The organism is Thermomonospora umbrina (assembly GCF_003386555.1).
GTDB classification, from domain to species: domain Bacteria; phylum Actinomycetota; class Actinomycetes; order Streptosporangiales; family Streptosporangiaceae; genus Thermomonospora; species Thermomonospora umbrina.
This window is the reverse complement of record NZ_QTTT01000001.1, coordinates 284,655-298,221: the sequence shown is the minus strand read 5'-3', so window position 1 is coordinate 298,221 and position 13,567 is coordinate 284,655. Positions and strand designations below refer to the sequence as shown.

Below are 13,567 nucleotides of genomic sequence, written 5' to 3'. Positions count from 1 at the left end.
GGCCGCGAGAGTGGAACACGTCGGCGGCGGTCGGACGAGCGCCGTGGCGGTGCCGACCGCCGGCTCCGCGCACCGGTCCTTCGGCTGTCCGAGGGGAGGGGGCCGACCAGTGTGCCCGGTCGGTCGGTTTCGCACGGCCCTCTGGTGATCGCCGGTGTTTCGCGCCGCGACGCCCGGGCCCGCGGGCCCGGGCGTGCGGGCGGGGCGGGTCAGGCGAGCGCGGCGTCCAGGGTGATGGTGGTGCCGGTCAGGGCCTTGCTGACCGGGCAGTTGGCCTTGGCGGCCTCGGCGGCCTTCTGGAAGTCCTCCGCCGACAGGCCGGGGACCGTGGCGCGGACCGTCAGGTGGACGCCGGTGATGCCCTCGCCGGGCTGGAAGGTGACGTCCGCCTTGGTGTCGACGGTCTCCGGCGGGGTGCCCGCCCCGGCCAGCCCGTGGGAGAGGGCCATCGAGAAGCAGGTGGAGTGGGCGGCGGCGATGAGCTCCTCGGGGCTCGTGCGGCCCTCCGGCTTCTCGGCGCGCGACGGCCAGTTGACGTCGAACGTGCCGAGGCCCGAGGACTCGAGGGACACCGTGCCCTGCCCGCCCATGAGCGGGCCTTCCCAGTGGGCGCCGGCGGTACGGGTCGTTGCCATGTGATGTGTTCCTTCCGGAGTGTTTCGCGTTGTGGAGGCCGCCCGGGGCGGCGCTCCCATTCAATACCGATCTTCGGTGCCGGCTACGCGGCGGGGGCCCGTGCCGGGCGCCGGAACACCTGGTCGGTGTGCCAGGCGATATGGCCGGCCTCCACCGTGGGCCGCCCGGACCGCGGGGGGCGGACGGGCCGCCCCGACAGGTCCAGCACCAGGAGCGAGGCGGTCGGCGCGGTGGCGCGGAAGCCGTGGGACACGGTGATCTCGCGGTCGGGCGTCAGACCGAGGACGCCCCGGTCCAGCAGCCTGTGGTGCAGGGCGCACAGGCACAGGCCGTTCGCCGCCTCGTCCGGCCCCTCGTAGGAGCGCCACCGCACGTGCGCGGCGTCCAGCCCGACCGCCACGCCGTCCAACAGGCCGTCGTAGTCGCAGAAGGCGCAGCGGAACCCGTACGCCTCCAGGACCTCCCAGCGGAACGCCGGGTCGCGCGGCGGCAGGCGGCTCTCCACGGCGACGGGAAGTTCGGCGCCCGCCAGGTCCAGACCCGCCTCCTGGCAGACGTCGTCGTGCAGCGAAGGGGCGAAGTTCGCCTCCAACAGCGCCCGCGCGAGCCGCCCGAGCAGCCGCGGGTCGGCGTCCAACGCCGCCGTGAGCTCGGGGTGCAGCCGGCCCCGCGCCCGCGTCGACCGCAGCGCGCCCGGGTTGGACCCCGGGCTGCCGGGGCCGTCGTCGGTGTCGACCTGCCAGAGGCGGTCGTCGGCGGCAAGGTGGTGGAACGGGTAGCCCATGTGGGTGTGGCGGGGCGGGCCGAACTCCCTGAGCAGGCGTTGCAGGGAGGCCTCGGCCGCCGAGAACGGGATGGGCGCCGCCCCGTGACGCTGGTACGCGCCGAGCGCGTACAGCAGGAGGAGCGGCTTGTGCGGCGCGCGCTCACCGCCCCGCGTCCACCGACGGACGCCGAGCACCCGATCCACCCAGTCCACGTCGACAGCCTGCCAGACGCCCGTCGCCGCCCGGCCTACATTCCGGCCAGGATGTCCTGCAACAGACGCTGGGTCTCCTGCGGCTGACCCGCCGCCACCGACAGCCCGTTGATGGCGCGCAGGTACGCCTCCACGTCGCCGGCCTTGTCGAGGTAGAGGGCGCTGGTGAGGTGCTCCAGGTAGACGACGTCCGACAGGGCGGGCTCGGCGAAGCGCAGGATCGTGAACGGGCCGCCCGCCGCCGTGCTGCCGGTGACGTTCAGCGGCACGACCTGCAGGGTGACGTTGGGCAGCGTGGACATCTCGATGAGGTGGCGGACCTGCTCGCGCATCACCGCCGTGCCGCCGACCCGCCGGTGCAGCGCCGTCTCGTCGACGACCGCCCACACGGCCGGTGCGTCCGGGCCCATCAGCCGCATCTGTCGGGCCAGCCGCAGGCCCACCCGACGCTCGACCTCCTCCTCGCCGGCCTCGGGATGGCCGAGCCGGACGATGGCGCGGGCGTAGTCCTCGGTCTGCAACAGGCCGGGCACGAAGTGCACCTCGTACGCCCGGATCAGCGAGGCGGCCTCCTCCAGCCCGAGGTAGACCTCGAACCAGGCGGGCAGCACGTCGCCGTAGCGGTGCCACCAGCCGGGGGTGTTGGCCTGCCGCGCCAGCGACAGCACGGCCTCGCGGTCGGCCTCGTCGGTCACCCCGTAGAGGGTGAGCAGGTCGGCCACGTCGCGCTGCTTGAAGCCGACCCGGCCGTTCTCCATTCGGCTGATCTTGGAGTGGGAGCCGCGGATGGCGTACCCGGCGTCCTCCGCCGAGATGCCCGCCGTCTCGCGCAGTTCCCGCAGGTGACCGCCGAGCAGCAGGCGCAGCACGGTCGGTCCGCCGCGGCGGGGGTACCCGACGACCTCCGCCGTCGGTGTGTCGGCGCCCGCAGGAACGAGCGCGGGCATCAGCGCTTCCTCGTGCAAGGTACTACCAGCCAATCGAGGGGCCCGTCCTCGTCCAAGTGGACGAGGACACCAGCAGCCTAATGAATCACCGCAAAACCCGCATTGCCCTGAGCGGGTGGTTCTCGGTCAGGCCGGGCGTTCTCTGAGCTCCGCTTTGTTGATCTTACCGACCGGAGTCAGCGGAACGTCGTCGGTGACCACGAACCGTCGCGGCACCTTGTAGTCGGCCAGCCGCTCCCGGCAGTACGCGGTCAACTCCTCCTCCGTCGGCGGCTCGACCCCCGGGCGCGGAACGACGTAGCAGTGGCCGACCTCGCCGAGGATCTCGTCGGGCACCCCGATCCCGGCGGCCATCGCGACCCCGGGATGCGCGGTCAGGACGTTCTCGATCTCCACCGGATAGACGTTGAAGCCGCCCTGGATGTACATCTCCTTCTTGCGGCCGCGCAGCACCAGGTGCCCGTCCGGCTCCATGACGACCATGTCCCCGGTGGCCAGCCAGCCGTCCGCGCGGAAGGCCGCCGCGGTCTCCTCGGGCATCTCCCAGTAGCCGCCGGCCACGCAGCCGCCGCGGATCTCCAGCTCGCCGACCTCGCCCGACGGCAGCACCGCGCCGTCCGGCCCGGTCACCCGCGCCTCGAAGTCGCCGACCACGACGCCGAGCGTGCGCGTCACCGTCTCGGCGTCGTCGTCGACCGGCGACAGCACGCACGCCCCCGACGTCTCCGACAGGCCGTACAGCCCGTACAGGGGGACGCCGGGGAACCCCTCGCGGATCGCCTCGGCCAGCGCGGGCTCGACGTTGGACCCGCCCGCCGTGCACAGCCGCACCGACGACACGTCGTGGTCGGCGAAGTCGTCGCGGCCCAGCATCAGCACGAACATCGTGGGCACCGCGCCCAGGAACGTGACCCGGTGCCGCTCGATCGCCCGCAGCGCCGCGTCGGGTCCGAACGCGGGCAGCGGCGCCACCGACGATCCCGCGACCAGCGCCGCCATGACGGTGCAGGTGATGCCGCCGACGTGATTGAACGGCAGATGTCCGAGCAGCACGTCCGTCTCGTCCATCGAGAAGTGCGCGGCCTGCGCCGACGCCGAGGCCAGGATGCCGCCGTGGGTGATGACCGCGCCCTTGGGCCGGCCCGTGGTGCCGGAGGTGTACAGGATCACCAGCGGGTCGTCCGCCGTCACCGCGTCACGGGCCTTCGCCAGGAGCGCCGGGTCGGCGTCCGTCGCGGCGAGCGCGTCGAACGAGGCGTCGCCCGCCGGGCCCTCGCCGAAGAACACGTGGTCGGTGAGGCCGGGCAGCGCCTCCCGGGAGCTCTCGAAGAACCCGGCGAAGTCGAAACCGGCGGCCTCGTCGACGCTGATGACCGTGCGGGCGCCGCTCTGGCCCAGCATGTGGACGAGCTCCCGCTCCCGGTACCGCACGTTCAGGGTGACGAGCACGGCCCCGATCCGCGCCGCGCCGAAGAAGGCGGCCAGCCACTGCGGGGTGTTCAGGCCCAGCAGCCCGATCCGGTCGCCGCGCCGGACGCCCCGGGCCAGCAGCCCTGCGGCGACCCGGTCGGTCAGCGCGTCGAACTCGGCGTACGTGATCCGCCGATCGCCGTCGTGGAGGAAGACCCCGTCATGGCGCGCCGCGTCCGCCAGCGCCCCGCCCACCGTCATCGCCTGCATCGGCCCTCCTCCGGCCTCCGTCGGCCCGCGCGCCCGTGTGCCCGCGCGCCGCGATCAGGTCTTGCGGGCGACCCCGCCGTAGAACCACGTCCGGAGCGCCTCCTCCCGGCTCACCGGGCGCTCCGGACGCCACAGCGACGCCCACACCAACCCGGGGTCCAGCAGCTCGAAGTCACCGAACAGGGCGGCCACCTGGTCGTACGTACGGGGCGTGCCGGGGGCGTTGGTGCGCTTGTAGACCTCCACGACCTTGGCGACCAGGTCGGGGAGCCCGTCGGGGGAGGCGTGCGTCAGCGCGAGATGGCTGCCGGGGGCCAGCGCGTCCCGCAGCTCGGCCATGATCTCCTGCGGCCCGGCGGCGTCCGGGATGAAGTGCAGGGTCGCCACCACCAGCACGGCCACCGGCCGGTCGAAGTCCAGCAGCCGCCGCGTCTCGGGGTGGTCGAGGATCTCGCGCGGGCGACGGAGGTCGGCCTCCACGACGGTGGAGTTCGCGGAGTCGGCCAGGATCGCCCGCCCGTGCGCCACGACCTGGCCGTCGTTGTCGACGTACACGACGCGGGCGTCCGGATCGACCGCGTGCGCGATCTGGTGGACGTTCTGCTGGGTGGGCAGGCCGGTGCCGATGTCGAGGAACTGGTCGATGCCCTGCTCGGCCAGATACCGGACGGCGCGGCCGACGAACGCCCGGTTCTCGCGGATCACCGTCAGCAGCGTCGGATCGGCCGCCATGGCCCGTTCGGCCTGTCTGCGGTCCGCCTCGTAGTGGTCCTTGCCGCCGAGGTAGTAGTCGTACATCCGTGCGATGTTGGGCACGGACGGGTCGAACCCGCCCGACCCGGATCGGTCGCCCGCCACGGTGTCTCCTCACCTGCCGCCTCACGCGGTGATCATCGTATGCCGACAGAAGCCCGCCATGGGTGCGTTTCGGGACGGGCCGGGCTAAGAGGACCGGTTCCAGACGATCGAGTACCGCCACAGCAGATGCCGCCGCCACCGTGCGCCGGGCAGCAGTCGGGCCGTCTCCGCGCGCACCTCGCCCCAGCTCATCCCCGGGTCCACCATGCGCAGGCCCACCGGATCGGACTCGCCGCGCCGCCGGCGCAGCACCCGCGCGGCGGGGAGGGCCGCCGCGCTCCTCAGCCGGTCGACGGGGGCGCGGTCGCGGGCCAGACCGATGACGACCAGCGTGCCTCCGGGGTTGAGCAGCTCGGCCATCCGCGTCACGGCCGCGCCGAAGTCCATGTGATGGACGGTGGCGACCGAGCTGATGAAGTCGTAGCCGTGCGGTGGCGGCCGGTGCTCCAGGAGGCCGCCCTCGACGTAGGTCACGCGGGGGTCGTCGGTGCGCCGCCGGGCCTCGTCGAGGATCCGGGCGTCGGTGTCCAGGCCCGTCACCCGCTCCGCCCGGGCGGCGAGCCGGCGGGCCAGCAGCCCTTCGCCGCAGCCGACGTCGAGCGCCGCGCGGCAGCCCGGCGGGACGGCGTCGAGGACCACGGGGTGGTAGTGGACGTTGTGGTTCCAGTAGTCGGTCAACGGCTCAACCCCAGGGGAGGGCGGCGCGTTCGGCCCAGTAGCGGGCGGGCGGGACGGCGGCCTCGGCGAGGGCCGCCAGCTCCCGCTCGTCCAAGATCAGCGTCGACGCGACCAGGTTGGCGTGAAGCTGCGTGACGCTCACCGAGCCCACCAGGACGGTGTCGGCCCAGGGGCGGCTCAGGGCGGCGGCCAGGGCGACGGCGTCCGGCCCGACCCGGTGCGCCTCGGCGAGCGCCGCCACCGGCTCCGGCGGGTCCACCGCGAGCCGCCCGTTGGCGAGGGTCTCCTTCACCAGGACGTGGACGCCCTCGTCGTGGGCCTCGCGCAGCGCGTCCTCGACGGACGGCTCCATCACGTTCCAGGTCGACTGGACGGCGGTGAACAGGCGGCGGCCGTCGGCCTCCAGGCCCAGCGCGCGGCGCACCGTCTCCGCCTGTCGGGGGCCGGTCGTGGAGAAACCCAGGCGCAGCCCGTCGGCGGCGGCCTGGGCCAGCTCCGCCAACAGCGGCCCGTCCCGGAACAGCGGGCCCTCATCGGTCAGCGAGTGCACCTGGTAGAGCGACAGGCGGTCGCCCAGCAGGGCCCGCGACTCGGCGAGCTGCCCCCGGAACCGCTCCGCCGAATGCTCCTTGACCTCGTGCCGAGGCGCGTCCGTGCGCCAGCCGCCCACGTAGGCGTAGCCCCACTTGCTGGAGACGGTGACGTCGTCGTGCCCGTCGAGCCAGCCCGCGAGGAACTCCTCCGCGCGCCCGTACGAACGGGCGGCGTCCACCCAGCGGATGCCGGCGGCGTACGCGGCGTCCAGCACCCGATGGGCGGCCTCGCGCATCGCGCCGACGCTGCGTTCGCCCGGCAGCTCGCCGGACCGCCCCACATTGATGTACGCCGGGCGGCCCAAGGCCGCCAGACCCAGCCCCAAGCTCATGTGTCCAGCGTAGGCTCACGCGGTGTCGCAGGCCGCCAGGTACCCCGCCAGGTAGGCGTCGGCTACCCGGCCCACCAGCGCGTCGTCCGGCAGGAACCCGGCGTGGTGCAGGCCCGGCGCGTCGTCGCCCGCCGTGCCCACGAACAGCATCAGCCCCCGCGTCAGCCGGCAGTAGTGGGAGAAGTCGTCGGCCCCGAACGAGCGGAACGTCGTGTCCACCGTCGCGCCCATGCCCGCCAGGCGCAGCGCCGCTTCCGCCGCCAGCCGCCGGTCGTTCTCCAGCACCGGCTGGAGGGGCCGCATCGTCACCCGGCCCTCGCACCCGTGCGCCGCCGCCGTGTGCGCCACGATGTCGCGGATCAGGTCGGCCGCGACGGCGCGGTCGTCGTCGCGCATCACCCGGATGGTGCCGCGGGCCGACGCGGTGGGCGGGACGACGTTGGCGGCGCTGCCCGCGGTGACCTCGCCGACGGTGCACACCGCGCCCAGCACCGGGTCGAAACGGCGGCTGGCGATCTGCTGGAGGCTCACCACCGACTGGCACAGCGCCAGCACGGGATCGCGGGTGATGTGCGGATACCCGGCGTGCCCGCCCCGCCCGTCGATCGTGATCTCGAACTCGTCGGCCGCCGCGTTCACCGGCCCCGGTGTGGCCGACACCACACCCTCGGCCAGCCTCGGCTGGACGTGCACGCCGACCACGGCCAGGCAGCCGTCCAGGACCCCGGCGCGGACGACGTCCACGGCGCCCGACGGGGCGGTCTCCTCACGGGGCTGCAGCAGCGCCAGCACGGGGGCCGGCGGTCCGATCCGCGCGGCCGCCCGGCACACCGCGACCAGCGCCGCGAGGTGCACGTCGTGCCCGCAGGCGTGCATGAACCCGTTGCGGGAGGCCCACGGGACCCCGGTCCGCTCCTCGATCGGCAACCCGTCCAACTCGGCGCGCAGCACCACCGCGGGACCGTCGCCGCCCACCCGCACGACACGCCCGGTGTGCGCGACGGGCGCGCCGTCGCCGGCCTCCAGCGCCGCGACCACGGCCCGCGCGGTGGCGGCCTCGTCACCGGACGGGCGCGGATCGGCGTGCAGACGATGCCGCAGGTCCACCGCGGCGGGCAGTTCGTCGGCGACCGCCGCGCGGAACTTGTCGACCCAGCCCTCTCCCATGCCCACCCAGTGTGGACGGCGTCGGACCCGCCCCCGCACCCGGAGCGTGCCTGTAACGCAGATTTCACATTTCCCGTAAGTCCAGGGGAGGGCAGTTCGTCGTGCCGCCCGGGGAGGGGCCGCCGTACGGGTGCGGGGCGAGGTGTCGCTAAGGTCCCGGATGGGGAGGATCCCGCCACACCAGGCGGCGACGAGGATCCTCACGCGCCGGTGATCCCGGCACGACCGGCACAACGTGAACGCGCGCACGACAGAGGAGGGCGTATGTCCGACATCGAGCTCGACCACCCCGGCGGGCGGATGTCTCTTGAGGTGACCAGCGCGACCGAAGGGCCCGGCGGCCTGGGGGTCGGCAGTCTCCTCAAGGAGACCGGGTACGTCACCCTGGACCCGGGGTTCGTCAACACCGCGTCCTGCACCTCGGCGATCACCTACATCGACGGCGACGCCGGCATCCTGCGCTACCGCGGCTACCCGATCGAGGAGCTGGCGGAGAGCGCGTCGTTCCTGGAGGTCGCCTATCTGCTGATCTACGGTGAGCTGCCCTCCGAGACCGAGTTCTCGGACTTCACCGATAAGATCCGCAACCACACGATGCTGCACGAGGACTTCAAGAACTTCTTCGCCGGGTTCCCCCGCGACGCCCACCCGATGGCGGTCCTGTCCTCGGCCGTCAGCGCGCTGTCCACCTTCTACCAGGACAGCCTCGACCCGTTCGACCCCGAGCAGGTCGACATCTCCAGCATCCGGCTGATCTCCAAACTGCCGACGATCGCCGCGTACGCGTACAAGACCTCCATCGGCCAGCCGCTGCTGTACCCGGACAACTCGCTCGGCTACGTGGAGAACTTCCTGCGCATGTCGTTCGGTGTGCCGCCCACCCCCTACGAGGTGGACCCGGAGATCGCCGAGATCCTCGACATGCTGTTCGTGCTGCACGCCGACCACGAGCAGAACTGCTCCACCTCCACGGTCCGGCTGGTGGGCTCCAGTCAGGCCAACCTGTTCTCGTCCATCTCGGCGGCGGTCAACGCGCTGTGGGGCCCGCTGCACGGCGGCGCCAACCAGGCCGTGCTGGAGATGCTGGAGCAGATCAACGCCGACGGCGGCGACGTCGACTCGTTCGTGCGGCGGGTCAAGTCCAAGGAGCCCGGCCTGAAGCTGATGGGCTTCGGGCACCGCGTCTACCGCAACTACGACCCGCGCGCCGCCGTGGTGAAGAAGGCCACCTCCAAGGTGCTCGAGGCGCTCGGCAAGCCCGACCCGCTGCTGGACATCGCCATGCGACTGGAGGAGGTCGCGCTCGCCGACGACTACTTCGTCGAGCGCAAGCTGTACCCGAACGTCGACTTCTACACCGGCGTGATCTACAAGGCCCTCGGGTTCCCGACCAACGCGTTCACCGTGCTGTTCGCGCTGGGTCGGCTGCCGGGCTGGATCGCGCAGTGGCGCGAGATGATGGCCGACCCCACCACCAAGATCGGCCGCCCGCGGCAGGTCTACCTGGGCCCCGGCGAGCGCCACTACGTGCCGCGCGAAGAGCGCTGAGGAATCCTTAACTCCGCTTTCGCCCCGCTCTGTTGAGATCTCTCCCATCACCGCTATCGGGAGGATGACAGAGCATGGCACTCAGCGGACGAGTCAAGATCGCGCTGGCCGGTGCCGGGCTGGCGGCGGCCGGGGTGGTCGCCGCGGCCGGCACCGCGCTGGCGGCGACCGATCCCGACGGCGCGCGGACCGAGTTGCGCATCGTCGAGCACGTCGATCCCGCGACCGTCGGCGCCGGGTCCTGGACCGACGAGGACTGCCCGCACAAGCGGTCGCCGTCGCCCGCCCCGTCGGCCGAGACCGCGGACACCCGGTGAACACCGCCGACCCCGCCCGGGCCCGGCAGGGCCCGGGCGGCCCCGCCGGGACGGCGGGATCTCGGGACGCGCTCGCCGAGCGGGCGCTGTTCGAGGTGAAGCGGGTCATCGTCGGGCAGGACCGGATGGTCGAGCGGATGCTGGTCGCCGCGCTGGCCGGCGGGCACTGCCTGCTGGAGGGCGCGCCCGGGGTCGCCAAGACGCTGGCCGCCGAGACCCTCGCCACCGTGGTCGGCGGCACCTTCGCCCGCATCCAGTTCACCCCCGACCTGGTGCCCGCCGACATCGTGGGCACCCGCATCTACCGGCCGTCCACCGAGGACTTCGACGTCGAGCCGGGCCCGGTGCTGGCCAACGTGGTGCTGGCCGACGAGATCAACCGGGCCCCCGCCAAGGTCCAGTCGGCGCTGCTGGAGGTGATGGCGGAGGGCAGGGTCAGCATCGGCGGGCGCACCTTCCCGGCGCCCGCGCCGTTCCTGGTGCTGGCCACCCAGAACCCCATAGAGTCCGAGGGCGTCTACCAACTGCCGGAGGCGCAGCGGGACCGGTTCCTGTTGAAGATCGACGTCGGCTACCCCGACGAGGCCGAGGAACTGGCGATCCTCTACCGGATGAGCACGCGGCGGCCCGTGCCGTCCGCCGTCCTGGACACCGACGGGCTCGCCGCGCTGCGCCTCGCCGCACAGCGGGTGTTCGTCCACGACGCGGTCGCCCGGTACGTGGTCCGGCTGGTGTCGGTCACCCGCGCGCCGGACGCGTACGGCGTCCCGGGGATGGGCCGCCACATCGCCTACGGGGCCAGTCCGCGCGCCACGTTGGGCCTGGTCGCCGCCGCCCGCGCGCTGGCCCTGCTGCGCGGCCGTGAGTACGTGCTCCCGGTGGACGTACGGGACCTGGCGGGCGACGTCATCGCGCACCGGCTGGTGCTGTCGTTCGACGCGCTGGCCGACGGGATCTCCGCGAACGCCCTGGTGGAACGGGTGCTGGCGGCCGTCCCGATGCCGCGCGTCGCGCCGCGCGAGGGTGAGGAGGCGGCGTGATCCTGCGGGACCTGGCTCCCGAGCAGGCGCTCCGGCGTCTGGAGCTGACCGTGCTGCGCAGGCTGGACGGACTCCTGCAGGGCGACCATCAGGGGCTGCTGCCGGGCCCCGGGAGCGAGATCGCCGAGGGACGCCCGTACGCGCCCGGCGACGACGTTCGGGTCATGGACTGGAACCTGACCGCCCGCACCTCCGTGCCGCACGTCCGCGACCGGATCGCGGATCGGGAGCTGGAGACCTGGGCCCTCGTGGACTGCACGGCGAGCATGGACTTCGGCACCGGCCGGGTCGAGAAGCGCGACCTGGCGGTGGCCGCCGTCGCCGCCGTGGGCTTCCTGACGGAACGTTCGGGGAACCGGATGGGCGCGCAGATCCTGCACGGGGAAGGGCTGCGCCACGTTCCGGCCCGCACCGGACGCCCGCATCTCCTGTGGCTGCTCCGGACGCTGCTGGAGTCGCCCCGCGTCCCCGCCCGCGCCCGGGGCGTGACCTCCCCGGGGCTGGGCGCCGGGGCCGAACTGCTGGCGCGCACGTCGCTGCGGCGACGTGGGCTCGTGGTGGTGGTGTCGGACTTCCTGGAGCCGGTGGAGACCTGGCGGCGGCCGTTGCGGCTGCTGGCCCGACGGCACCGGGTGCTGGCCGTGGAGGTGGTCGACCCGCGTGAGCTGACGCTCCCCGACGTGGGGCTGCTCACGGTGGTCGACCCCGAGACCGGGCGGCGCGGGGAGATCCCGACCGCCGCCCGCCGGGTCAGGGAACGCTATGAACGCGCCGCCGTCGAGCAGCGCGAGGCCATCGAACACGGGCTGCGCAGGGCGGGGGCGTCGCATCTGAGGCTGCGCACCGACGGCGACTGGCTGCGGGACATCGTCCGGCACGTTCGCCGTCAACGTGTTCTTGGAGCGTTCCCACCGCCGATGGGGGGTGAGCCGGCATGACGTTCCTCGACCCGATCCGGCTGCTCCTGCTGATCGCCCCGGCCGGGCTGCTGGCCGCCTACGCGGTGATGTGGCTCAGGCGCGGCAGGTACGCGGTCCGCTTCACCAACCTTGAATTGCTGGAGAAGGTGGCGCCGCTGCGCCCGGGCTGGCGGCGGCACGCGCCGGCCGCCGCGTTCCTGCTGATGACGGGGCTGTTCGTGACCGGGTTCGCCCGGCCGGCCGCCGACGTCCGGGTGCCCCGCGAACAGGCCACCATCATGATCGCGGTCGACGTGTCCACCTCGATGGAGGCCACCGACGTCGCCCCCGACCGGCTGACCGCCGCCAAGCGGGCCGCCCGTTCCCTCCTGGGGGCGTTGCCCGAGCGGTTCAACGTCGGGCTGGTGTCGTTCTCGGGCACCGCCGCGGTGGCCGTCCCGCCCACCACCGACCGGCGCGCCGTGCAGGCCGGGGTGGACGGGCTCGGGCTCGGCCCGCGCACCGCCATCGGCGAGGCGGTGTTCACCTCGCTGGAGGCCGTCGCGGCGTTCGGGGCGCAGTGGGGCCAAGCCGCGCCGCCCGCCCGGATCGTGCTGCTGTCGGATGGCAGCAACACCACCGGACGGACCCCCGAGGTCGCCGCGCAGCGGGCCGTGCAGGCCCGCGTCCCGGTGTCCACCATCGCCTACGGCACTCCCGAGGGGGTGATCGAGAGCGAGGGCGCCGTCGTCCCCGTCCCGGTCGACGGGCCCGCGCTGGAGCGCCTGGCGCAGGCCACCGGCGGCCGCTTCTACGAGGCCGCGACCGGTGCGGAGCTGAGCCGGGTCTACGCCGACATCGGCAGCAGCATTGGCTACCGCACCGAGCGGCGGGAGATCTGGGCGTGGTTCGTCGGGGGCGGGCTCGTGCTCGCCTTCGCCGCCGCCGCCGGATCCCTGCTGTGGTTCTCCCGACTTCCCTGAGGAGCCGACATGATCCGAACCCCACCGGGACTCGGGACTCCCCGGGGTCCCGACTTCCTCGACCGGACCCCGCCCGCCCTGCCCCCGGTCCCGCCGCCGGCCCCACGACCTCCCGCGCCGCCGCGGACGGGAGGGCCCGGCCGGGTCCTGATGACCGCCGTGGTGGCCGCCGTCCTCGCCGGGGGCGCGGCGGGCGCGGTCGGCGGCTGGACGGCGGCCGGGGACCCGGCGCCGCCGCCGCTGCGCCAGTCGACCGCCGGCACCGTCGCCGGCGCGGGCGACCTCAGCGACATGGCCGCCCGCGTGCAGGCCGGCGTGGTCTCCGTGGAGGTCCGCGCCGGCACCTCGCGCGGCACCGGCTCGGGCTTCGTGCTCGACCGTTCGGGCCACGTCCTGACCAACGCCCACGTGGTCGACGGCGGCGGGGAGGTCACCGTCGTCCTGCCGGACCGGCGGCGGCTGGACGCCCGGATCGTGGGCGCCGACACCGGCCAGGACATCGCGGTGCTGGCGATCGACCCGGCCGACAGCCCGCCGCCCCTGGTGATGGGCCGCTCCGCCGACGTGCGGGTGGGCGACCCGGTGCTGGCGATCGGCTCGCCGCTCGGCCTGGCCGGCACCGTGACCGGCGGCATCGTCAGCGCCCTGGACCGCGAGGTCCGGCTCGGCGACGCCGAGCCCGGCCGGGTGCTGCAGACCGACGCGTCCATCAACCCGGGCAACTCGGGCGGCCCGCTGGTCAACGCGCGCGGCGAGGTCGTCGGGGTCAACACGGCGATGCTGAGCCGGGGCGGATCGGGCTCCATCGGCATCGGGTTCGCGATCCCGGCGGATCGGACGGTCGACACCGCGCGGCGGCTCATACGCTGAATCCGCGGACGACGGTCACACGGGCGACGGGCGATGAAGG

General features: G+C 73.8%; 14 protein-coding genes. 6 read left to right on the top strand and 8 right to left on the bottom strand.

Annotation, left to right across the window (positions count from 1 at the left end; genetic code table 11):
- Positions 1 to 209 precede the first annotated feature (209 nt).
- The 8 genes from DFJ69_RS01470 to DFJ69_RS01435 all read right to left on the bottom strand — a co-directional run bounded on the left by DFJ69_RS01470 (position 210) and on the right by DFJ69_RS01435 (position 7,870).
- Positions 210 to 635 carry an OsmC family protein gene (locus DFJ69_RS01470; protein WP_116020799.1) on the bottom strand — a complete coding sequence of 142 codons (426 nt, stop codon included), beginning with the start codon at positions 633 to 635 and terminating at the stop codon, positions 210 to 212.
- A gap of 83 nt (positions 636 to 718) precedes the next feature.
- Positions 719 to 1,615, bottom strand: a complete 897-nt coding sequence (locus DFJ69_RS01465; protein ID WP_116020798.1) for a phosphorothioated DNA-binding restriction endonuclease — start codon at positions 1,613 to 1,615, stop codon at positions 719 to 721.
- A gap of 35 nt (positions 1,616 to 1,650) precedes the next feature.
- A complete protein-coding gene (locus DFJ69_RS01460; protein WP_116020797.1) occupies positions 1,651 to 2,562 on the bottom strand; it encodes a helix-turn-helix domain-containing protein in 912 nt (303 codons plus the stop codon).
- Between the two features lie 126 nt (positions 2,563 to 2,688).
- Positions 2,689 to 4,242, bottom strand: a complete 1,554-nt coding sequence (locus DFJ69_RS01455) for a class I adenylate-forming enzyme family protein (RefSeq protein ID WP_245973918.1) — start codon at positions 4,240 to 4,242, stop codon at positions 2,689 to 2,691.
- Positions 4,243 to 4,296: 54 nt separating this feature from the next.
- Entirely contained in the window at positions 4,297 to 5,100 is an 804-nt protein-coding gene (locus tag DFJ69_RS01450) for an SAM-dependent methyltransferase (protein ID WP_245973917.1), read from the bottom strand.
- A gap of 84 nt (positions 5,101 to 5,184) precedes the next feature.
- The gene (locus DFJ69_RS01445) at positions 5,185 to 5,778 is read right to left on the bottom strand and encodes a class I SAM-dependent methyltransferase (protein WP_116020796.1); all 594 of its coding nucleotides are present in this window, start codon (positions 5,776 to 5,778) and stop codon (positions 5,185 to 5,187) included.
- A gap of 4 nt (positions 5,779 to 5,782) precedes the next feature.
- Positions 5,783 to 6,703, bottom strand: coding sequence for an aldo/keto reductase (locus DFJ69_RS01440; protein ID WP_116020795.1), 921 nt, complete (start codon positions 6,701 to 6,703; stop codon positions 5,783 to 5,785).
- 15 nt (positions 6,704 to 6,718) lie between these two features.
- A complete protein-coding gene (locus tag DFJ69_RS01435; RefSeq protein ID WP_116020794.1) occupies positions 6,719 to 7,870 on the bottom strand; it encodes a M20 metallopeptidase family protein in 1,152 nt (383 codons plus the stop codon).
- Positions 7,871 to 8,134: 264 nt separating this feature from the next.
- On the opposite strand from DFJ69_RS01435, the gene DFJ69_RS01430 reads away from it, so the two are divergent.
- From DFJ69_RS01430 to DFJ69_RS01405, 6 genes are all read left to right on the top strand, one after another.
- On the top strand, positions 8,135 to 9,418 hold the full coding sequence (locus DFJ69_RS01430) for a citrate synthase (RefSeq protein WP_116020793.1): 1,284 nt from the start codon (positions 8,135 to 8,137) through the stop codon (positions 9,416 to 9,418).
- Between the two features lie 74 nt (positions 9,419 to 9,492).
- The gene (locus tag DFJ69_RS01425) at positions 9,493 to 9,735 is read left to right on the top strand and encodes a hypothetical protein (protein ID WP_116020792.1); all 243 of its coding nucleotides are present in this window, start codon (positions 9,493 to 9,495) and stop codon (positions 9,733 to 9,735) included.
- Complete coding sequence (locus tag DFJ69_RS01420; RefSeq protein ID WP_425453281.1) at positions 9,732 to 10,775, top strand: AAA family ATPase; 1,044 nt, start codon at positions 9,732 to 9,734, stop codon at positions 10,773 to 10,775. Before DFJ69_RS01425 ends, DFJ69_RS01420 begins: the two co-directional genes overlap by 4 nt.
- A complete protein-coding gene (locus DFJ69_RS01415) occupies positions 10,772 to 11,713 on the top strand; it encodes a DUF58 domain-containing protein (protein WP_116020791.1) in 942 nt (313 codons plus the stop codon). The genes DFJ69_RS01420 and DFJ69_RS01415 overlap by 4 nt, the downstream gene beginning before the upstream one ends.
- Positions 11,710 to 12,657, top strand: a complete 948-nt coding sequence (locus DFJ69_RS01410) for a VWA domain-containing protein (RefSeq protein WP_116020790.1) — start codon at positions 11,710 to 11,712, stop codon at positions 12,655 to 12,657. The genes DFJ69_RS01415 and DFJ69_RS01410 overlap by 4 nt, the downstream gene beginning before the upstream one ends.
- A gap of 9 nt (positions 12,658 to 12,666) precedes the next feature.
- A complete protein-coding gene (locus DFJ69_RS01405; RefSeq protein WP_116020789.1) occupies positions 12,667 to 13,527 on the top strand; it encodes a S1C family serine protease in 861 nt (286 codons plus the stop codon).
- The last annotated feature ends 40 nt before the right edge of the window (positions 13,528 to 13,567 follow it).